This window comes from Virgibacillus dakarensis (genome assembly GCF_900155625.1).
In the GTDB taxonomy this organism is placed as follows: Bacteria; Bacillota; Bacilli; order Bacillales; family Amphibacillaceae; genus Lentibacillus_C; species Lentibacillus_C populi.
In genome coordinates, this window is record NZ_LT732554.1 from 1087346 (window position 1) to 1108249 (window position 20904).

The window sequence follows — 20904 nt, forward strand, 5'->3', positions numbered from 1 at the left end:
AAGAAATGAAATGAGTAAGTAAGCCACATTTGAAAGGGTGATTTGTTGGCGGAAACAAATTCTGATAATCAAAGGTTAAAAAGAGCAACCATTGTCGGGGGATTAGCTGCCGGTACCGCTTCATTTATGATTCCCGTGATTCGGGAGAAAGCAAAGGAAGGGGTGAAAAAGGCAGCGTTTAATACCGCCAAAACAGTCATCAAACATGCCCCTTCTGAATTAAGAGAGAAGGTCAAGGATGAGGCAAAAGAGAAGGTGGCTGAGAAATTTCAGGACAGAGTCAAGCAACAGGCTCGATTCAAGATGAACGAAGCTTCTGGAAAACTGGCCGAAGCGAAGGAAAAGAACGCCAACAAGGTGCACGAAAAGGCTAAGAAGGCAAGTTATAAGTTACAAGACGTTTTGTTAGGTATTCGTGAAAAGGTGAAAAAAGCAAAGGAAACCGGCGAAGCATTCCAGGCAAATATATCATCCAATGATAAAAATGGTAGCAAAACGATTAAAGGGATTAACGACATCAAGAGTGTGAATCAAATTAACAGCTATACGGACGTAAAGACTTCAGAGAATATTAAAACATTAAAAGATAGGGAGACAATGAGTTCTTAACCGAATAATCAAAAGGAGGTTATTTTAAATGGCTGTGCAAAAGAGTACCGATAGTTCCAGTCTAGCAGAGGTGATTGATCGTATCTTGGACAAAGGAATCGTCATTGATGCGTTTGCGAGGGTCTCCGTTGTAGGTATTGAAATATTAACGGTAGAAGCAAGAGTAGTGATCGCCAGTGTCGATACATGGTTGCGTTACGCAGAAGCTGTCGGATTGTTACGGGATGAGGTGGAGGAACAAGGTTTGCCATCCCAATCCAACGAAAGAGACAAAGCATTCAGCATTTAGCTTTACGAACTTTAAGTTTAAAAATGACCATGACTACCTTTATACATGGAGGAAGACGATGGAAATCAAGGAAATCATGAATGTTGTGAAGAACTTTTTTACTGAAAATGTTGCCCCTCCACATAAGATTACTTCCCTGGAGAAAACCGACGATGAAGGGTGGAGGGTCATCATTGAAGTTATTGAGGAAAGGGAGTACATGAAGAAATATGCCAAAGACGAGATGCTAGGCATTTATGACGTACTAGTAAACAAGGAAAAAGAAGTGACTTCCTTTACAAGAAAGAATATTCGTTATCGTAGTGCCATCCAACAAGAAGAATAGGAATAGGGAGGTGACCGCCAGGAGGGATATTGAAAAATGACTTTTTTAAAGGAAAACATTATCCGGGAAACGACAGCTTTTTTTCAGGATGACGGCTTGGAGAACTTAATGTCACGCTCGTTAGATTACCTTGTTGCTGGTTATCCGGTTCATTTTACAGGTCCATCTGGAGCCGGAAAGACATCACTCGCGCTTGCTGTTGCCAAAAAACGAAAACGCCCTGTCATGTTGATGCATGGCAATCATGTATTATCAAATGAAGATCTAATTGGTGCGTTTACAGGTTATTCGAGCAAGAAGGTTGTCGATAATTATATTCATTCTGTTTACAAGAAAGAGGAGAATGTCAAAGAATTATGGCGTAATGGCAGATTACTTGAAGCCGTGAAAAAAGGTTATACATTAATTTACGACGAATTTACCCGTTCCAGGCCGTCAACCAATAATTTGTTTCTTTCTATACTGGAGGAAGGCGTTCTTCCATTATACGGAACGAAATATGCAGAACCCTTTGTACGTGTCCATCCAGAATTTAACGTCATATTCACTAGTAATCCAGCTGAATATGCGGGAGTCTATCCGACACAGGATGCTTTATTGGATCGGCTGATAACTATTCCGCTCGGTTATAAAGATAATGAAACAGAAGCTGCTATTGTTCAGCGTAAAACAGGAGTTTCCGAAAACGAAGCGAAGGCTATTACTGCATTTGTTTCTCAACTTAGGAAGATTTGCAGTGGGGACGACAGCACTGGGCCAAGTCTCAGGGCTTCCATGATGATTGCACGGCTTGTCGAGGAAGCGGACATTTCAGTGGATGGCAGCGACAAGGAATTCCAACAGTTATGCAGAGATATTTTATGGTATCCCGTTAGCCGTTGCCTCGCTCAAAAGGGTTTTGACGAAAAAGCGGATGACCTGATTATTAAGGAATGCAGGAAAGTGTCCGTTAAAGAAGAATAGCAAGGAGGGAGAATGGTGAGTCAATCACATGAAATGGGAATTTATATTTTTTGCGGTGTGCAAACGGAAGAAGATGAATGGTTTGGTGAAGTGGTTATTGAAGGAGAAAAACACCCCACGTTCACCATTCACTATAAGGATGCAGCCATAGTCGCGGCGAAAGTTCCCATGAAAATCTATCATCCGAATAAAGAAAACTTGCTGATGCATCAAGAGATTATTTCCTCTGTGATGGAGCAAAAGGATACCGTCATTCCGATTAGTTTTGGCAATGTATTTAAGACAGAAAAGGACGTAGAAGCATTGCTTAAGAATCTTTATCCGCAGTTTGAAAAATTGTTTCCGGAAATTAAAGGGAAGTTCGAGCTCGGCTTAAAAGTCATCGGGAAAAGAGAATGGCTTGAGACGGAAATTAACAAGCATCCTGAAGTAGAAGGGATGTCCAAAAAGGTACGTGGGAAATCGGAGGCTGCTGGATTTTATGATCGTATCAGGCTTGGCGGGATGGCCCAGAAGTTCTTTTCAAAGATACAGGATGACATACGGACTGATATCCTTGAGCCGTTGGAAACCGATGCTGAAGCGGCCAGGCAAAATGAGCCGACAAGTGAGCGAATGCTTTTGAATGCATCCTTTTTAGTTGATAAAGACAATGAGGAACCATTCGACAGAAAAGTGAATGAACTGCACGAAAAATGGAAGGACAGGGTAGAGTTTAACTATTCGGGTCCGTGGCCTGCCTATAACTTTATTAATCTTAGGTTGAAGGTGGAGGAGACCTAATGCTGCATAAATTGGCTACTGCACCGATAAATATTGTCATTAAAGTTGCCGAGAAAGTGCAAGAAGAGGCAGACAAGGAACTTTATAATCTCCCCGCGATTCAGCAAAAGCTGATTCAACTGCAAATGATGTATGAATTAAATGATATTTCTGAAGCGGTTTACAAAGAGCAGGAAGATGAGTTGATAGCCCGATATGAGATTGCTAAGCAACGGGAGATGGAACAATGGGAGAATTTAACGAAGCAGCAGAGGTGAAGGAAAAATGGCTGAACTCGTTTATTTATACGGGGTTATCCCCGCTAAAGAGTTAAAGAAAGAAGCGTTTCCAGTCGTTAAGGGACTGGATCAACAACATAAGGTGTACCCGTTAGCAGTAAACAATACGCTGGCAGTTGTTTGCCATCTTGATGATCAGGACTATTCAGAGGAATCCATCAAGGAAAAGATGAACAATGATATGGAATGGCTGCGGGAAAAGGCCTTTCATCACCATGAAATGCTGATTGCACTCAATGAACGATATAATGTCATTCCAATGAAATTCTGTACCATCTTTGCTAATGAAGAAAATTTGCGGGAAACTATTGAAAAAAACGAGGAGAAACTTTTACGCTCATTTTCATTAATTGATGGAAGCGAAGAATGGAATCTGAAAATTTACTGTGATGATACTGTGTTGAAAAGCTACATCAGTGCGAACAATGCAAATATAGAAGCAAAAAAAGAAGAAATCAGCCAGTTCCCTCCAGGGAAGCAGTACTTTGCGAAAAGGAAGATAGAGCAAATGGTAGATAAAGAGCTGGAAAAGGAAAAAGATAAGGTTTGTGAAAATGCTCATGCACAACTTCGTCAATTTTCTCTGCACGAGACAATAAAGAAAAATTGGAACAAGGACGTAACGGGCAGGGAAGATAATATGAGTTGGAATAGTGTTTACCTTGTCCCGGTTTCACATGTTACAGGTTTTTTGCAGAAAATCAATGAATTAAAAGATACGTGGGCTAATCTAGGTTGGAAATTCGAAGCAACCGGTCCATGGCCTGCTTATCATTTTGCTGGTTTATCTTGAAAGTGAGGGGGACAGCTGATGTCTACTCAGAGGGAAGGCCACGCCAACAAGGATATTTCACTGATTGATATTTTGGATGTCATTCTTGATAAAGGGGTGGCAATTAAGGGAGATTTAATGATTTCAATTGCCGGGATTGATTTGGTCTATCTTGATTTACGTGTCCTGATCGCTTCCGTTGAAACTCTTGTAAAAGCACAGGCTAATGAGCGGAAGGAGCTTTCATCCGAGCAATTTGATAAAGAAAGGGAGGAATTGGTTTATGCAACCGGCCAACCAGACAAATGGACGAATCAATTTGGATCCTGATAATGCAGAACATGGGTTAGCTCAACTTGTCATGACAGTTATCGAATTGTTAAGGCAAATTGTTGAGCGGCATGCGATACGCCGTGTCGATGGTGGGACGCTGACTGATGAACAAATTGAAGATCTCGGTGTGGCCCTCATGAATTTGGAGTCGAAGATGCATGAGTTGAAGGAGGTCTTCAACCTTGATGATGAAGATTTAAATATTGATCTTGGCCCGTTAGGAAGTTTGCTTTAGGCAAGTATTACCGATAAGAGGTGTGATAAACATGACAGTAGAACATCCGGTGAAAACAGACACGATTGTTGATGTTTTAGAGAAAATATTAGATAAGGGCGTTGTTATTGCCGGAGATATTACAGTTGGAATCGCTGATGTGGAGCTGCTGACGATAAAGATTCGCCTGATCGTTGCTTCCGTGGATAAGGCAAAGGAAATCGGGCTGGATTGGTGGGAGGCCGATCCCTATTTAAGCTCCAAGGCCTCGGAAACAAACAACAAAGCTTTGGAAGAGGAAAACAAGAAACTGAATGATCGGCTTCAGCGACTGGAACAAAAGCTGGATGTAAAAGAAAGCTTACCAGATAAGGCAACAACAGAAAATTATTAAAAAATGAAACGGAGGAATTGAAGATGATTGACAAAAAGAAGCAAGTAAAAAACCTAGTTACTGGCGGGTCTGTGAAAAGAACAATTGCAGGCGGGGTTCTCGGTGCAACGGCTGGATACTTTGCTAATCCTGAAAGAGCGAAAAAGCTATTGTCACGCCTTGACAAGGAAAATTAAAAAGAAAAGGGAGCTAATGTAGGGAAAGCTACAAAAGAAAAACTTACAGAATTTAAAGATACTGGAACAGTCAAAATGCAAGAGGCGAGATCCCATCTGCTGAAAAAGGATAAAGCTAACAATAGCGATGAAAGTGAGTCGAGGGAAAAACAAAAAACAAGTGAGGTTACGGACGAAGGAGAGGTGACCCTTGACGATTACCATGCTCTAGCTGCAGAAAACCAGAAATTAAATGAACGGCTTGGCAAGCTGGAGGAAAAGATGCAGAGTTTAAGCAAGGAGAATGAAGAAAAGCAAGAGGAAGACAACAAAACAATAAAAGGCAGCAAAAAGAAAACAAAAGGTTCAAAAAAGATGGATGATAGGGAAGAGGACACGGCTGTTGCAAGAGAGGATGATACGGTTGCAAGTTAAATCATGGCGTGAAGGGGATGGTACTAATGAGTTCTGCAACCCAACCAAAAGATAATATACTGGAGTTTTTTGTAGAGGCTTCCAATAAATATGGTTTATCACTAGATATCACCTTGAATCTCAAGGGATTAGTCGTTACGGGGACAACAATCTCAGCTAAAGAATATTTCGAAAGCCTGAGCGAAAAATTCGAAGGCGGAAAGGATATTGCCCAAGAATTAAGCCAACAACTTGCTAAGGCGGGAGAAACGGCTGGCGAGAGTAATAACGAAGGGGCTAATTTCATCCATTTAAAGAACGCACGAATCTATTGCGGGGACAGTCATTCTACGCCATCAAAAGGAAAAATCATCTGGAGAGGGAAATTAGCTGAAGTCGATGGTTTTTTCCTCGGCAAAATACAAGAGACGAAAAGCAAAGGTGAAAAGAAATAAGCTTATTAACTTACCGGAAGCTAAAAAAGAGGGTTTGTCAAATAAAGTGTGTAAGTTAGAATTTACTCAAGAAGGTACCTGTTGTGTAGCAGGTGTCTTATTTTTTCCCGTCCAAATTCGTTACCATGTCTTTATGTAACATCCAAAGACCGTAACTAAAGGCTAATCTGTTGATCTAGGCAGCTATAAACCGGAATCACCCTCGGAAAAACGGGGAAATTACGGAAGATAGCAACCAAGTGGGGTTTCTTATTGGTCACTCTGCTCTTTCAAAACTACATATTAAGAAGTTAGACCAATAGTCTATTTAAATAGATTAGGAACATGATAAATGGTTCGCCTGTCTATGCTTCTGCTTCCAAACCATCCTCCTACAATTTACCACCCAATGGAACCCGGACTCAAAAGCTAAAATATACGTACTAAAATAGACGCTTGAAGGCAAGCGTCTATTTCATTTAGCCACCAATGATGTGATATCCCGAATCAACATGAAGAACTTCGCCGGTAATTCCTCTTGATAGTTCACTCATGAAGAATAATGTTGCATCGCCCACTTGATCTTGATCAATGTTACGGCGTAAAGGCGCTTTTTCCGTAATTACAGAGGTTTTTTCATTGAACCCGGATACACCTTTAGCGGATAATGTTCGAATTGGACCCGCAGAAACGGCATTTACCCGGATGCCATATTTTCCAACGTCCTCCGCCAAATACCGTACACTAGCCTCTAAGGATGCCTTTGCAACACCCATGACATTGTAGTTTTTAATAACTCGTTCTGCACCAAGGTAGGTTTGGGTAACAATACTGCCGCCCTCTGTCATGAGTTCTTTGGCAGCTTTTGTGACAGCTACAAGTGAATAAGCACTTATCTCCTGTGCCAATAAGAAGCCATCACGGGAAGTATCGGCATATTCGCCTTTTAATTCTTCTTTATTGGCAAAAGCAACAGAATGAACCAATCCATGAATAACGCCAACTTTATCCTTAATTTCACTGAAGGCAGATTGAATACTTTCGTCACTAGCAACATCACATGTGACAATTAATTTGGCTTCTATTCCGTTTTCCTCGAGCAGCTTGACTAATTTTTTATAGGAGCGTTCTTGTCTATTAGTGAAAATCAAATTTGCTCCCGCATTATGTAACGATTTGGTAATTCCCCAAGCAATGCTTCGCTGGTTTGCTACTCCCATTACAACGATATTTTTTCCTTTTAATAAATCGGACATTTGTTTACCTCCAATATATGAATACTGTACATATTATACCCCAAACCTTTCCGTTAAAGAAACCATAGTGTAAATGATGCTTAGCTGTTGATTAAATCAGGGGGCATTGCTGGAAGATGAGGAAATAACAACTTGGAAAGTGTGGATTTCGACCGGAAAAACAAGAACATCGACCGGAGAGCAGAAACATCGACCGGAAAGCGGAAACATCGGCGGAGGAGGAGAACATCGGCCGGAGAGCAGAAACATCAACCGGAGAGCAGAAACATCGGCCGGAAAGCGGAAACATCGACCGGAGAGCAGAAACATCGGCCGGAAAGCGGAAACATCGACCGGAGAGCAGAAACATCGGCCGGAAAGCGGAAACATCGACCGGAGAGCAGAAACATCGGCCGGAGATCGGAAACATCAACCGGAAAATGCAAAATATCGGCGGTTGGAAAGGTTTTTCCGTTATAAAGTAAAAAAATATAAAAATCCTCTTTACAAAAATAGGTTATCTGTATATAATAAAATTCGTCGGTTTGCGACAAGGTTTTATTTTAATCGATGACAAAGCCGTTAAGGCCCGTTGGTCAAGTGGTTAAGACACCGCCCTTTCACGGCGGTAACACGGGTTCGAATCCCGTACGGGTCACCACTAAAGATAAAATGGCAATTTGGCGGACATGTTAAATAACGTTATGTCACAATACATGCACCACCACATCCTGTACATGGAGGATTAGCTCAGCTGGGAGAGCACCTGCCTTACAAGCAGGGGGTCGCAGGTTCGAGCCCTGCATCCTCCACCATCTTACCCGAGCAAAGCTGTAATGTTCCGGTTTTCCCGATCTTACTGAATAAGCTTCTGGAACGATGAGCATACTTAGGTAAGAAACTATAGGCCGGCCTAGCTCAATTGGTAGAGCAACTGACTTGTAATCAGTAGGTTGGGGGTTCAAGTCCTCTGGCCGGCACCATTTTTTTATGTATAAATCGTGAAATATGGTTAACAATACGGAGGGGTAGCGAAGTGGCTAAACGCGGCGGACTGTAAATCCGCTCCCTCAGGGTTCGGCAGTTCGAATCTGCCCCCCTCCACCATTATCAGATTGTTGGGCTATAGCCAAGCGGTAAGGCAGCGGGTTTTGATCCCGTCATTCCCAGGTTCGAATCCTGGTAGCCCAGCCATTTTTTTATTTTTTCAACCGTTTATTACATAAGGACTAGCAATTGCCAATATTGCTTTTGAGCCATTAGCTCAGTCGGTAGAGCATCTGACTTTTAATCAGAGGGTCGGAGGTTCGAATCCTCCATGGCTCACCATTTATTCCATTATTTAATAACAATTTATCCAAAAGAACTCTAGCATAAATGTCACTATCCATAGTATAATTAGAAAAAACAAGGTCGTACTGTTTATCAACAACCTTGTTTATTTGCATTTTACGCTGTTTTTTTACATAATAGAAAGAGTAAATTTTTTTCTAAAAACAAATCATACATGATATAAATATATTATACGGAAGGCAAAAGGATGAGTTGGTATGAAAACTTCCAGGATCCCCGGTTTTTACAATATGACTGTTGAAAAGCGGCGAGAGCTACTGGCATCTATGCAATTATTCAATGACGAACAACTAAATAATTTACGTAAAGCTGAGTCGTTACCATTAGGTACAGCGGATAATATGATTGAGAACGTTATTGGAACCTTTCCCTTGCCACTTGGATTAGGATTAAACTTTTTAATTAATGGCAAGGATTATGCTGTGCCAATGGCTATCGAGGAGCCATCTGTTGTAGCGTCTGCCAGTTATATTGCCAAAATTGTCCGGGATGCCGGTGGATTCACAACAGAATCGACAGGGCGAGTTATGATCGGGCAAATTCAGGTTGTCGGTTGCCCTGATATCGAAGGGGCTAAAAAGGCGATATTGGCGGAAAGGGACGCATTGCTAAATGATGCAAATGCTGCATATCCTAGTTTAGTCGCCAGGGGTGGCGGCGCAGAGGATCTGGAAGTTAGACTTTTAAATGAAGGTTCAGGATCAAAATATGGTAAAATGCTTGTAGTCCATGTATATATTAATACGTGCGATGCGATGGGTGCCAATATTATCAATACCATGGTGGAAGCATTGGCACCCTCAATAGAACAACTAACAAATGGGAAGGTGTATTTACGTATCCTTTCCAATTATGCAGATCGATGCCTGGCTAAAGCAAGCTGTGCCATCCCGCCTGAACTCTTAGGGTCGGATGATTTTGCCGGAGAAGCGGTGCGGGACGGGGTTGTACATGCTTATGAATTTGCTGCCTCGGATCCTTACCGGGCGGTTACACATAACAAAGGGATTATGAATGGAATTGATCCGGTTGTTATTGCTACCGGCAATGATTGGAGAGCAGTTGAGGCTGGGGCGCATGCATATGCAGCTCGTTATGGAAAATACAGCTCCATGACAACGTGGGCTGTTGATGATAACGGAAATTTGGTGGGAGAGCTTGAATTGCCAATGTCTGTAGGGACTGTTGGCGGTTCAATTCGTGTTCATCCCATGGCGCAAATTGCCCATACCATATTAGGGGTAGCGTCTGCCGAGGAACTGGCACAAATCATTGTAGCAGTTGGACTCGCGCAAAACCTTGGGGCACTAAAAGCCTTGGTTACGGATGGTATTCAAAAGGGACATATGGCCTTACATTCTCGGTCTGTTGCCATGGCAGCAGGAGCTACTGGGGAGATGATTGATATTATTGCAGAACAATTGATTCAGGAAAAAGAAATCCGTGTTGGAAAAGCTAAAGAATTGGTGGAAGAATATATAAAATGAGTGCAGAAAAGGCAACAACTTCAGAACAAACAGCTATCGGTTTAGCTCATAGTAAATTGATTTTAATTGGGGAACATGCAGTTGTGCACGGACAACCTGCAATCGCAATCCCTTTTCCTTTGGTTGGAGTGGAATCAGTGGTTGAAAACGTACCCGGAGCAGTCAAAATGGATAGTACGTTTTATCATGGCCCACTTGACTTGGCACCGGAGGCATTGGATGGAATCGTGAACTGTGTAAAAGCGGCTATAAAAAAGCTTGGTTTACCGTGTAAAGATTTGTTGATTCGTATAAAGTCATCGATACCACCTGGCAAGGGTCTGGGATCCAGTGCCTCGGTTGCTATTGCTGTAATACGTTCATTATTTGCATATGCAGATGAACCCTATACGGAGGAGGAATTGCTCAGTCTCGCTAATATTTCGGAGACTTATGCACATGGTGCGCCAAGCGGGATTGATACATTGACGATTACGTCAGGATCTCCTGTTTGGTATGAAAAGGGGAGACCGTTCTATTTTATTCAACCTAAAGCAGACTTCCATTTCGTCGTTGCTGACTCCGGGCGGATGGGGGATACAAAATCTGCGGTTGAATCAGTGGCACAGTTATTTAAATCCGCACCGAGGAGAATACAAGCCAGCCTTGATCGTATTGGGGAAATTACCCATCATGCCAGACGAGCACTTGAAAAGGCTAGTAAACATATTTTAGGCAAAACCTTGAATGAGGCACAAAAGGAATTGGAAGCTCTTGGTGTAAGTGATGCGGGGCTAAACAGACTAATTTATTTAGCCCGGAGTGAGGGTGCGTTAGGTGCAAAGCTAACCGGCGGCGGAAATGGCGGCTGTATTATTGCTTTAGCACGGAACGAGGCACATTCGCATTACCTGTCCGAGAAATTAAAAAGGTTCGGAGCGCATGCAGTTTGGCCTTTTGTATTACGAAAACAATTGTAACTATTTTACGAGTGTGTTCAAAAAAGAGGATAAAAAGGATCAAGGTCGGCTAACGTCTCAGGCGTCCTGTTGCATCGCCGACTACTGGCTCACGTGCGTGTAGGAGATCAAGGCGCGGCGGGAGCGAAAAGGAAGGCTTTCCGAATAGACATCGCAGGAAAAGCGCTAATATCCCAGGAGCGGGCTTGTACAAGACGTAGGGACTTCTGCTGTTGGCGATTGTGGTAAGGCAGTTTTAACGGAAGATCTCCCACTGCTACTTAGAAACATCGATGTGTCATTTTACCGGACTTTTTGAACGCCCTTACAGCTAAGATGAAATGAGGATATTGATGAAGGCAACAGCTAAAGCACATACAAACATTGCCCTGATAAAATACTGGGGGAAAAGGGATGAATCCCTGATCCTGCCGATGAACAACAGTCTCTCATTGACACTGGACGTGTTCTATACGACAACTACGGTTACATTCCGTGAAGAGCTTTTCCAGGACGAGTTTCTTCTAAATGAGCAGGTTATTAGGGGTGAACAATATAATCGTGTTGCAGCGTTTCTTGATTTTATAAGAAGGGAAACGCAAGCAACAAGTTTACATGCTGAAGTCCGTTCGACCAATCATGTTCCAACCGCAGCAGGGTTTGCCTCATCAGCATCAGGATTTGCGGCATTAGCGGCAGCAACAACGAGAGCGCTTGATTTGTCGATTAGTGATCAGGAACTCTCGAGGTTGACCAGGCTGGGATCGGGATCGGCGTGCCGGTCTATTTTTGGCGGGTTTGTCGAATGGCATAAAGGAACGGAAAAGGATGGATCCGATTCCTATGCTGTTCAAGTGCAACCAGCGGAAGACTGGGATGTGAGGGTTGCAGCCGTGGTCTTATCGGAAACGACGAAAAAAATCTCCAGTCGGGAAGGTATGAAACGAACGGTTGACACGTCGGTGTTTTATCCAGGTTGGTTAAAAAGTATTCCGCGTGATCTTGAGCAAATAAAGGACGGAATTAACCAACGCGATTTTGAGAAAGTTGGCAGCATCTCGGAGGCAAATTGCTTGAGAATGCATGCGACAACACTTGGAGCGAATCCGCCGTTTACGTATTGGCACGATGCAACACTTCGGGTAATGCAGGGAGTACAGGCGATGAGGGAGCGCGGGATTTCGGTATTTTTTACGATTGATGCTGGTCCGAATGTGAAAGTTCTCTATTTACCTGAAGATGAAACAATCGTGCAGGAAACGCTCCGTCAGATACCTGGTGTACATGATGTGATTGTCAGTCGATCAGGACAGGGAGTAACCTATTTATGAGACATTTGCCGAACGCATCCATGACGATTCAGGTACCAGGGAAGCTTATGGTAGCTGGAGAATTCGCTGTTCTGGAGCCATATCACCAATTAGTTGTCATGGCGGTTGATCGTTATGTTTATGCTACGTTAACCGAAAGCAGTGACAATTATTTATCTTTACTGGATTTCGAATTGACAAGGCTAGCGTGGAAATATGAGAATAGTGAAATCAGGATTGCTACAGATGATGGCCGTATCCGGTTTGTTAAAGATGCGATGACTGTTGCGATTACTTATTTAAAGGAACATGGGATTACGCCAGCTGCTTTTCATTTATCAATTAAAAGTGAGCTGGAAGACGCTTCAGGTGTAAAGTATGGACTAGGATCAAGTGCAGCTGTCGTGACTTCGGTTGTTGCCGCGATTTTGCACAAGTACTTACCTGCAGATCCTTCAGCAGAATTGATATTTAAACTGGCAGCTGTGGCGCATGTTAAAACACAAGGTAGTGGTTCTGGAGCTGATGTTGCTGCATCATCCTATGGCGGCATTCTTCGCTATAGCTCATTTCAAGCGGATTGGCTCCTTGAGAACTACCAAAAGACAAGTTCCCTCAGCGAACTGCTGGAAAGCGATTGGCGTTATTTTTCTGTTAAGCCAATCGTACTTCCGAAAAATGTGTATATCTGTATCGGGTGGACAGGGAAACCTGCATCAACTTCGAGGTTAATTCCGGAAATCCGTAAGCTTAATGGCGCTCAACCAAGGCTTTATAAGCAATTTTTACATGAGAGCGAACAGGCTGTTCATACCTTTTTAGAGGGATTTGAAAAAGAAAACTTGGATCTCTTGTTCAAAGGGGTCAGACAGAATCGGCATGCACTTGCTACTGTAGGAGAAAACGCTGGAGTTGATGTTGAAACACCTTTATTAAAAACATTGTGTGATCTGGCTGAACAACATGGTGGTGCAGGAAAGCCTTCAGGTGCTGGCGGTGGGGATTGCGGTATTGCGTTTATGCCAAGTAAGGAAAATGCCCAGCAATTATTGAAGGCCTGGCAGGATGCGGGAATAAAGCCGTTAACGATTAACCCCAATTCCGATGGGGCAAGGGTTGTGGAAACATTTCACGAATGATGATCAGGTAATGTCCTTCACCGGATTTATACCTGATTTTTTATATGATAAAGGTATAAATGGAAGGTGATCAAATGGGTTTTGTGAAAGGAATCAATCATTTGCTGTTTTCGGTGTCTGATCTGGAAAAGTCGATCGCATTTTATCAAGCGGTATTTGACGCAAAATTGCTCGTAAAAGGGCGAAAAACCGCTTATTTTAACCTGGATGGATTATGGCTGGCGCTAAATGAGGAGACGGGTATTCCCCGAAAAGAAATTTGGGAGTCATATACACATACAGCTTTTTCTATCGAGGAAACAGATTTTGAATCCGTTTATCAGAAATTGCTGCAGCTTAATGCACATATTCTGCCGGGACGGGATCGTGATGAACGCGACCGGAAATCCATTTACTTTACGGATCCAGATGGGCATAAGTTTGAATTTCATACAGGAACGTTAAAGGATCGAATGGACTATTACAAAGCGGAGAAGCCGCATATGGAATTTTTTGATTAAGGAAAGCAAAGGTCTTTGATTGATGATCTTTGCCTTTTTATTAATTGTGTATTTTTTAACCATCTATCTGTTATCAATAAAATACCCACATCAAAAAAGCAGAAACAACGACAATGAAACGCCAATATCAACCGTGAAGAAAAAAACATCAGCGGAGTAACGCAAACATCAATCTGAACTACTATTACCTCCTGCATATATATACATATAAATGTCAAGTTGAGTCATTACCCTTATTTTAGCTAAAATAAAGACATGAGGAGGCAGATAGGATGAAAAAGGATATGTCTATCATCGGGGTACCGATGGATTTAGGACAAAATAGAAGAGGGGTTGATATGGGCCCAAGTGCAATGCGCTATGCAGGTGCTATTGAGAGATTACAACGTTTACAATATAATGTAAGCGATTTAGGGGATATCCCAATTAATCGGCCAGATGGAAAGGATGACAAGCGGGATGGAAACCTGCGTAACTTGCAACAAGTTGCTGAAGGGAATCAGGCATTAGCCGAAATGGTCGATCAGGAAATCGGCAAAAATCGGTTTCCGCTCATTTTTGGCGGGGATCATAGTATTGCGATTGGCAGTCTATCCGGAATTGCCAAGCATTATAAAAACCTGGGCGTCATTTGGTATGATGCTCATGGTGATTTGAATTGCGGAGAGACGTCACCATCAGGGAATATTCATGGCATGCCGCTTGCTGTCAGCCTTGGAATTGGGCATGAAAAACTAACAAATATGTTACATTACCAGCCTAAGGTCAAACCGGAAAACATCGTCATTGTCGGAGCGCGCTCACTCGACCCAGGTGAAAGAGAATTAATCAGAGAAAAAGGTATAAAAGTGTACACCATGCATGAAATTGATCGGATCGGTATGACGAAGGTGATGCAAGAAACAATTGACTATTTACAGGAGCGTACAGATGGTGTTCATCTTAGTCTTGATCTGGATGGACTGGATCCATCGGAAGCACCAGGCGTAGGGACTCCAGTCCTCGGTGGACTAACCTATCGCGAAAGTCATTTGGCGATGGAGATGCTTGCTGAAGCAGACATTCTTACATCTGCAGAATTTGTCGAAGTAAACCCGATATTGGATGACAAGAACAAGACGGCTACAGTTGCGGTCGGATTGATGGGGTCCTTATTTGGTGAAAAATTAAAATGAAAAATAGACTTTACAACTTTTATAAATAAGCGTAAGATAATGAGCATCATATTTTTACTTTTCATAACCGCTTAATTTCTAAATGAAAACGGGGGAACCATTTTTGTGATGTGATCATCACTAGGGGTGAATCCATATTAACGGTAGGGTGACTCTTAACACCCGAATCCGACAGCTAACCTCGTAAGCGTCCGTAAGAGGAGATACAGTGCTCATTACTGATCGAACCACAGGGCTCTGCCTCTGTGGTTTTTAGGTGACTGTAATGTGCATGTGGATTTATTTTCCTCGATATATAGCTAAAGAGGAGAAACAGCAGATGAATTTACGTAAAAGACGAATCAATCTTCACCCACCGCAATTTGTTATTTTAATTTTTAGTTGTTTTATTCTGATTGGTACTGTCCTGCTGAAGCTGCCATTTGCAACTACTGTATCGATTAGCTGGATTGATGCACTATTCACGAGTACATCGGCGATGACGGTTACGGGACTTGCTTCCGTTGACACAGGTACAACATTTACTTTATTTGGGCAAGTTGTTATTTTGGGGTTAATTCAAACGGGTGGTCTTGGTATTATGACCTTTGCTGTCCTGTTATTTATCATGCTTGGGAAGAAAATAGGTCTGAAGCAGCGCCTGATTATTCAACAAGCATTAAATCAGCCAAATCATGGTGGAGTGATTCGGCTGGTAAAGCAGCTATTCTTTTTTTCCATTACAATTGAAGCAATAGCTGTTATCATTCTGACGTTTCGCTGGGTGCCGGAATTTGGCTTACAAAAAGGAATTTATGTTAGTATATTTCATTCCATTTCCGCTTTTAACAATGCGGGTTTTTCTGTTTGGCCTGACAGCTTATCAGCTTATGTTGGCGATCCAATTGTTAATAGTGTGATTAGCCTATTATTTATTACTGGTGGAATTGGATTTACGGTTTTAACAGATATGTGGTATAACCGATCTTATAAGAAGTTTTCACTGCACACCAAATTAATGATCGTCGGTACAGTAGTGCTGAACGTTGCCGCTATGTTATTTATCTTTATTTTTGAGTTTAATAATGATGCAACATTAGGGACTTTATCATTTATGGATAAATTATATGGCTCGTATTTTCAAGCGGTAACGCCAAGAACGGCAGGGTTTAATTCGGTTGATATCGGTGGCCTGGAAGAACCTACTATATTACTGATGATGCTATTAATGTTCATTGGTGCAGGTAGTGCATCTACCGGAGGCGGGATCAAATTAACAACTTTTCTAATTATTGTATTTGCTGTTGTTAACTTCTTAAAAGGCAAGAAAGAAATTGTTATTAAACATAGACGAATTGACAATACACTAGTCGTCAAATCACTAGCCATCTTAACCATAAGCTTAACCTTTATTTTCCTGGCTATTTTGACATTGAGTATTACGGAACGTAGGCCCATTCTGCCAATTGTTTTTGAGGTGATTTCAGCGTTTGGAACAGTAGGATTGTCAATGGGGCTGACCGCCGATTTATCAGATGTTGGGAAGTGTATTATCATCTTTATGATGTTTATTGGCAAGCTGGGCCCGCTTACGTTAATGTTTTCATTAGCAAAAACCAAATTCGATAAGGTCCGTTATCCGAGTGAGGACGTTTTAACAGGATAAAAAAATCGAAACAAATAAAAAAGACATTGAATTCCGTGAAGAAATTTTGATGTCTTTTTTTACCCTTATTATTTTCTATTGTCATGATGAATTATATGTATTATCCAAGAAGTAAGCTGTTATGCACTTGCTGCTGCTTTAGTATGATATTCATTCAATAATTCATCCAATTGTTTACTGGATTTTACGACAATATCAGACGTTAATTCATACGAGCAACTTAACGTGATCATTTCATTACGACATTGTTCGATTTTTTTTAGTAAATTTTCCACACAACTATCCCCCTATCTAGTATACTATAATATGGAATTCCCTATATATTTGCAATAAAAAAGTTTTTATTTTTTTATAAGAAAAGTGAAACCTTTTGAGACTTGATTCGTAACACAATTTACCGCAGGCTAGCGGAGGTACTTGATAATGGACTTGATGATTAAAGAGAAAATAAAACAGGTAAAAAAAGGTGATCAAGCGGCTTTTGCCGATATCGTTACCTTTTTTCAGAATAAAATTTACCAGCATTGTTACAGGATGCTTGGTAATGCGCACGAGGCGGAGGATATAGCGCAAGAGGCTTTTATTCGGGCATATATCAATATCGATTCGTATGATGAAGGGCGGAAGTTCTCTACCTGGCTCTATCGAATTGCAACAAACTTGACGATCGATCGTTTACGAAAACGGAAACCGGATTATTATCTTGATGCTGATATAAAGGGTACAAAGGGATTGGATATGTATTCCCAGCTTCAGGCCGATAATCGATTGCCAGAAGAAGAAGTGGAAAATTTGGAATTACAGAGCTATATTCATCAGGAAATTTCCGAGTTGCCACCGAAATACCGATCCATTATTATGTTAAGGTATTTAGAGGAATTTTCCTTGAAAGAAATTAGTGAAATCTTGGACATTCCATTAGGGACGGTAAAAACGCGGATTCACCGAGGACGGGAAGCATTACGCAAAAAGCTTCGTCACGTGTAAAGGAGTGTGGACAGTTTGGGATGCAATCATGAAGCGATTGAGCTTATGCATAAATATTTAGATGGAGATTTAACGAAAACGGAAGAAGCGAACTTGCGCCTGCATTTGGAAAACTGTGAAAGCTGTCAACAGCACTTTCATGAATTAAAACGGACGATTACCTGGATTCAAAGTACCGAGCGTATAGAGGCGCCGCAAGACTTCACACAAAAGGTTATGGCGAAGCTGCCAAAGGAAAGAAAACGCGTCAGCTACAAGCGCTGGTTTAAGGCGCACCCAATCATTACTGCTGCTGCGATATTTTTTATTCTAATGTTTAGTGGAATATTCTCTGCCTGGAATCAGGATAACCAGCTAGTTGTCTCCAAACAGGAAAATTTAGTCATAGATGGAGACACCGTTATCGTTCCGGAGGGGGTAACGGTTTCTGGAGACCTTCTTGTTAAAAATGGCAATCTGAAAATTGACGGAACTGTTGACGGCAATGTTACTTTGATTAATGGAAAACTTATCGACAGTTCCATTGACGGGAAAGGACTAATGGCCTCGGTGGGGGAAGTTAACGGGGAATTTAAACAGGTTGATCAGGTTTTTGAATGGATTTGGTACCATTTAAAAAATATTTTTCGAAGCATTTTTTCATTCGGGGAATTATAATCCGGAAAATTGGAGGCGCTGGGCTGGACGTTGTTTATTATGACGCCCAGTTATCCGGCGCATAAATTGGGTCCACTTGCTGGCACCAGAAGATGGTCTAAAATTTCACCTGGGATATTTCCCGGGTTTTTTATTAGGTAAAAAGTATAAGAATATGGGCTCTATTCCGCTTATGTCAGGATAGGCCACGTCCGGCTCCAGCACCCAGCGGCTAGTATGCAACACCCGCCTCCGTACGATAAGTCAACATCGACTCCCTCTGGTCGTCGTGTTTCCTTTATCTCCTACGGCTCAGTCCAGCATATACGCCGCTAACCGGGTGCTTGCGCCTTTGTTCTTTTCATTGGGGAAATATGATATAATATATACTGTTATTAAGTATAGAATGGATGGAGTTTTATGATCAGAGGGAAGTGTAAGCATGCTTGATGGGGGATTTGACGTTTTAGACCTGCTTCGAATTGGCGTAGATATTGGTCTCGTCTGGTATGTATTATATAAATTAATCATGTTAATCAGAGGTACAAAGGCAATTCAGCTCTTGAAGGGAATTGCAGTCGTATTGATAGTTTGGCTTTTAAGTATTGTATTCGAGCTGCAAACAGTTCAATGGATAACCAATTACGCTATAACTTGGGGATTTTTGGTAATTGTGATTTTATTCCAGCCAGAACTTAGAAGGGCATTAGAGCAGCTTGGCCGTGGCAATTTTTTTTCCAGGGGAGCAAGGTCGGAGGAAGAGAGGATCGAACAGACAATTGAAGCGATTGTTCAATCGGCAAACTATATGGCCAAACGGCGTATCGGTGCACTTGTTTCGGTTGCTCGTGAAACAGGGATGGGTGACTATACAGAAACAGGTATCCAGATCAATGGAAAACTGACACACCAATTATTAACTAATATCTTTACCCCGAATACACCGTTGCATGATGGTGCTGTCATTATAAAAGGGGAGGAAATCGTAGCTGCGGCCTGTTACTTACCATTATCGGAAAGCCCGTTTATCTCAAAGGAGCTAGGAACAAGGCACCGGGCGGCAATGGGGATTAGTGAAGTAACAGATGCGTTGACGATCGTCGTATCGGAGGAAACAGGCTATATATCTTGTACAAAAAATGGTGAATTACATAGGAATTTGGACCAGGATGGGTTACGAGACTTTTTACGAGAAAATTTAGCCTTAACATTGAAATCCCCTGAATCAAAGTCATGGATCAAGAGGGGGAAACGAAATGGATAATTGGTTTAAAAGTAAATGGTTTGTCCGAGCTGTTTCGTTGGCGTTTGCGGTATTGCTGTTCATATTTGTCAATGTGGAAATAAATGATAAAAGTGCTGAAAATCGATTTTTTGGTACGTCAAATGAAACACAGACGATCGATAATGTCCCCGTGGATATTCGAATTGATAAAAACTTTGTCGTAAGCGGTGTACCAGAGCATGTACGTATGTCACTCGAGGGACCGCAGAGTGTATTGGCACCGGCGGCAAAACAGCGGAATTTCGAAGTGTTTGTCGATTTGCGTGGTTTAGGCGAGGGAAAACACAAGGTAGAAATAAAATATGCCAATATCTCGGACGATTTGAAGGTTTATATCGAACCGAAGACGATTGATGTCGTTATTGAAGAGCGAGCATCAAAGGAATTTAATGTGGATGTTGATTTTATTAATGAAGATAAGCTGCCTAGTGGTTATGAGCTTGGAGATTTCATGGTCAATCCCCAAACCGTAACAATTAGAAGCTCAAAAAGCGTTGTAGATCAGATCGCCTCCGTAAAGGTGTTTGTCGATGTTGCGGAATTAACCGAATCGATTAATAGCCGAGAGGTTCCGATCAAGGTTTATGACAGTCAGGGGAATGAATTAAATGTTGCGATTGACCCGGAAAATGTTGAAGTATCAGCAGAAATCAATAATCCAAGTAAAAAAGTACCGGTAAGTGTGAAGACAACCGGGAAATTGCCAGATGGTTACTCGCTTGTATCCATTACTCCTGAAGTTAATGAAATAGAGGTTTTTGGGACAAGCAATTCACTACAGGATCTTGAACAGGCTGCTACAAAAGAAATTGATTTATCCAAAATTACGGAGTCAGGGACAATTGATATTGGTTTTGCCTTGCCGGATGGTGTGAAAGCCCGTGATCAGGATTCATTAAATGTAACCATAGAACTTGAACAGACGAAGACGACGGAAACGACGAAAACAACGAAAACGACGAAAACAATTAACGATGTCCCTATTGAGGTAGAAAATCTGGGGAATGAACAAGAAGTGTCGTTTGTTGAGCCAAATAGTCCCAAAATGGATGTTACAGTTAATGGGAAACAGGAAGATATAGATAAACTCAAAAATGAAGATATTAAGCTATCCGTTAATGCGGATGGACTGGGTGAGGGAGAACATCAGGTTCCTGTAATGATTGAAGGACCTGATGGCAATGAGTATACAGGTGAATTTGAAGAGGTAACCATTGAAATCACTTAGACACAGAAGTGGAAGTGACCGGT

26 protein-coding genes, 6 tRNA genes, 1 pseudogene and 1 riboswitch are annotated in these 20904 nt (G+C 41.8%); of the genes and pseudogenes, 31 read left to right on the forward strand and 2 right to left on the reverse strand.

The window, feature by feature from the left end:
• The first annotated feature begins 45 nt into the window (after positions 1-45).
• From gvpQ to gvpU, 13 genes are all read left to right on the forward strand, one after another.
• Entirely contained in the window at positions 46-609 is a 564-nt protein-coding gene (gene gvpQ / locus CZ382_RS15055) for a gas vesicle protein GvpQ (protein WP_088051999.1), read from the forward strand.
• Between the two features lie 28 nt (positions 610-637).
• Positions 638-898 (forward strand): gas vesicle protein GvpJ, encoded by a 261-nt coding sequence (gene gvpJ / locus CZ382_RS15060; protein WP_088052001.1) that lies wholly within the window; start codon positions 638-640, stop codon positions 896-898.
• Between the two features lie 58 nt (positions 899-956).
• Positions 957-1223: a gas vesicle protein GvpO gene (gene gvpO / locus CZ382_RS15065; RefSeq protein ID WP_088052002.1), complete on the forward strand. Its 267-nt coding sequence runs from the start codon at positions 957-959 to the stop codon at positions 1221-1223.
• Positions 1224-1259: 36 nt separating this feature from the next.
• The gene (gene gvpN, locus CZ382_RS15070; RefSeq protein ID WP_088052003.1) at positions 1260-2186 is read left to right on the forward strand and encodes a gas vesicle protein GvpN; all 927 of its coding nucleotides are present in this window, start codon (positions 1260-1262) and stop codon (positions 2184-2186) included.
• A 15-nt stretch (positions 2187-2201) separates the two neighbouring features.
• Complete coding sequence (locus tag CZ382_RS15075; protein WP_088052004.1) at positions 2202-2969, forward strand: GvpL/GvpF family gas vesicle protein; 768 nt, start codon at positions 2202-2204, stop codon at positions 2967-2969.
• Positions 2969-3226 (forward strand): gas vesicle protein GvpG, encoded by a 258-nt coding sequence (locus CZ382_RS15080; protein WP_088052006.1) that lies wholly within the window; start codon positions 2969-2971, stop codon positions 3224-3226. The genes CZ382_RS15075 and CZ382_RS15080 overlap by 1 nt, the downstream gene beginning before the upstream one ends.
• 7 nt (positions 3227-3233) lie before the next feature.
• Positions 3234-4040 carry a GvpL/GvpF family gas vesicle protein gene (locus CZ382_RS15085; RefSeq protein ID WP_088052007.1) on the forward strand — a complete coding sequence of 269 codons (807 nt, stop codon included), beginning with the start codon at positions 3234-3236 and terminating at the stop codon, positions 4038-4040.
• Positions 4041-4058: 18 nt separating this feature from the next.
• Complete coding sequence (locus CZ382_RS15090; RefSeq protein ID WP_088052009.1) at positions 4059-4349, forward strand: gas vesicle protein; 291 nt, start codon at positions 4059-4061, stop codon at positions 4347-4349.
• Positions 4303-4587, forward strand: a complete 285-nt coding sequence (locus CZ382_RS15095; protein WP_088052011.1) for a gas vesicle protein K — start codon at positions 4303-4305, stop codon at positions 4585-4587. Before CZ382_RS15090 ends, CZ382_RS15095 begins: the two co-directional genes overlap by 47 nt.
• A 31-nt stretch (positions 4588-4618) precedes the next feature.
• Positions 4619-4960: a gas vesicle protein gene (gene gvpJ, locus CZ382_RS15100; RefSeq protein WP_088052012.1), complete on the forward strand. Its 342-nt coding sequence runs from the start codon at positions 4619-4621 to the stop codon at positions 4958-4960.
• Between the two features lie 23 nt (positions 4961-4983).
• Positions 4984-5136, forward strand: a complete 153-nt coding sequence (locus tag CZ382_RS23790) for a periplasmic substrate-binding domain-containing protein (protein WP_155555313.1) — start codon at positions 4984-4986, stop codon at positions 5134-5136.
• Between the two features lie 75 nt (positions 5137-5211).
• Positions 5212-5550: a hypothetical protein gene (locus tag CZ382_RS15105; RefSeq protein ID WP_088052013.1), complete on the forward strand. Its 339-nt coding sequence runs from the start codon at positions 5212-5214 to the stop codon at positions 5548-5550.
• A 26-nt stretch (positions 5551-5576) separates the two neighbouring features.
• A complete protein-coding gene (gvpU, locus tag CZ382_RS15110; RefSeq protein ID WP_088052015.1) occupies positions 5577-5984 on the forward strand; it encodes a gas vesicle accessory protein GvpU in 408 nt (135 codons plus the stop codon).
• Positions 5985-6442: 458 nt separating this feature from the next.
• Here gvpU and fabI read toward each other — a convergent pair whose 3' ends face one another.
• Complete coding sequence (gene fabI / locus CZ382_RS15115) at positions 6443-7219, reverse strand: enoyl-ACP reductase FabI (protein WP_088052016.1); 777 nt, start codon at positions 7217-7219, stop codon at positions 6443-6445.
• Between the two features lie 106 nt (positions 7220-7325).
• Between fabI and CZ382_RS15120 the strand changes: the two genes are divergently transcribed.
• From CZ382_RS15120 to CZ382_RS15185, 14 genes and pseudogenes are all read left to right on the forward strand, one after another.
• Entirely contained in the window at positions 7326-7772 is a 447-nt protein-coding gene (locus CZ382_RS15120) for a hypothetical protein (protein WP_088052017.1), read from the forward strand.
• Between the two features lie 12 nt (positions 7773-7784).
• A tRNA-Glu gene (locus tag CZ382_RS15125) sits at positions 7785-7859 on the forward strand.
• A 78-nt stretch (positions 7860-7937) separates the two neighbouring features.
• A tRNA-Val gene (locus CZ382_RS15130) sits at positions 7938-8013 on the forward strand.
• A 92-nt stretch (positions 8014-8105) separates the two neighbouring features.
• A tRNA-Thr gene (locus CZ382_RS15135) sits at positions 8106-8181 on the forward strand.
• 39 nt (positions 8182-8220) lie between these two features.
• Positions 8221-8305, forward strand: a tRNA-Tyr gene (locus CZ382_RS15140).
• Between the two features lie 12 nt (positions 8306-8317).
• Positions 8318-8392, forward strand: a tRNA-Gln gene (locus tag CZ382_RS15145).
• Between the two features lie 59 nt (positions 8393-8451).
• Positions 8452-8527: transfer RNA gene (locus CZ382_RS15150), tRNA-Lys, on the forward strand.
• A gap of 221 nt (positions 8528-8748) precedes the next feature.
• Entirely contained in the window at positions 8749-10038 is a 1290-nt protein-coding gene (locus CZ382_RS15155) for a hydroxymethylglutaryl-CoA reductase, degradative (RefSeq protein ID WP_088052018.1), read from the forward strand.
• A pseudogene (gene mvk, locus CZ382_RS15160) lies at positions 10035-10895 on the forward strand (mevalonate kinase); the annotation flags it as partial. The gene CZ382_RS15155 and the pseudogene mvk, both read left to right, overlap by 4 nt.
• Positions 10896-11329: 434 nt before the next feature.
• A complete protein-coding gene (gene mvaD, locus CZ382_RS15165) occupies positions 11330-12307 on the forward strand; it encodes a diphosphomevalonate decarboxylase (RefSeq protein ID WP_088052021.1) in 978 nt (325 codons plus the stop codon).
• Positions 12304-13425: a phosphomevalonate kinase gene (locus CZ382_RS15170; RefSeq protein WP_230856195.1), complete on the forward strand. Its 1122-nt coding sequence runs from the start codon at positions 12304-12306 to the stop codon at positions 13423-13425. The genes mvaD and CZ382_RS15170 overlap by 4 nt, the downstream gene beginning before the upstream one ends.
• Before the next feature lie 74 nt (positions 13426-13499).
• Entirely contained in the window at positions 13500-13925 is a 426-nt protein-coding gene (gene fosB / locus CZ382_RS15175) for a metallothiol transferase FosB (protein WP_088052022.1), read from the forward strand.
• Positions 13926-14197: 272 nt separating this feature from the next.
• Positions 14198-15100 (forward strand): arginase, encoded by a 903-nt coding sequence (gene rocF / locus CZ382_RS15180; RefSeq protein ID WP_088052023.1) that lies wholly within the window; start codon positions 14198-14200, stop codon positions 15098-15100.
• A 58-nt stretch (positions 15101-15158) separates the two neighbouring features.
• Positions 15159-15305: riboswitch (cyclic di-AMP (ydaO/yuaA leader) on the forward strand.
• A gap of 114 nt (positions 15306-15419) precedes the next feature.
• Entirely contained in the window at positions 15420-16745 is a 1326-nt protein-coding gene (locus tag CZ382_RS15185) for a TrkH family potassium uptake protein (RefSeq protein WP_088052024.1), read from the forward strand.
• A 119-nt stretch (positions 16746-16864) separates the two neighbouring features.
• Here CZ382_RS15185 and CZ382_RS15190 read toward each other — a convergent pair whose 3' ends face one another.
• Positions 16865-17020: an aspartyl-phosphate phosphatase Spo0E family protein gene (locus tag CZ382_RS15190; RefSeq protein WP_230856196.1), complete on the reverse strand. Its 156-nt coding sequence runs from the start codon at positions 17018-17020 to the stop codon at positions 16865-16867.
• 148 nt (positions 17021-17168) lie between these two features.
• Here CZ382_RS15190 and sigW point away from each other — a divergent pair, with 148 nt between their 5' ends.
• The 4 genes from sigW (at position 17169) to CZ382_RS15210 (ending at position 20881) form a co-directional block, all read left to right on the forward strand.
• Positions 17169-17732, forward strand: coding sequence for an RNA polymerase sigma factor SigW (gene sigW, locus CZ382_RS15195; protein ID WP_088052026.1), 564 nt, complete (start codon positions 17169-17171; stop codon positions 17730-17732).
• Between the two features lie 15 nt (positions 17733-17747).
• Positions 17748-18389, forward strand: coding sequence for an anti-sigma-W factor RsiW (gene rsiW / locus CZ382_RS15200; RefSeq protein ID WP_088052027.1), 642 nt, complete (start codon positions 17748-17750; stop codon positions 18387-18389).
• Positions 18390-18810: 421 nt separating this feature from the next.
• On the forward strand, positions 18811-19632 hold the full coding sequence (gene cdaA, locus CZ382_RS15205; protein WP_088052029.1) for a diadenylate cyclase CdaA: 822 nt from the start codon (positions 18811-18813) through the stop codon (positions 19630-19632).
• On the forward strand, positions 19625-20881 hold the full coding sequence (locus tag CZ382_RS15210; protein WP_088052031.1) for a CdaR family protein: 1257 nt from the start codon (positions 19625-19627) through the stop codon (positions 20879-20881). Before cdaA ends, CZ382_RS15210 begins: the two co-directional genes overlap by 8 nt.
• The last annotated feature ends 23 nt before the right edge of the window (positions 20882-20904 follow it).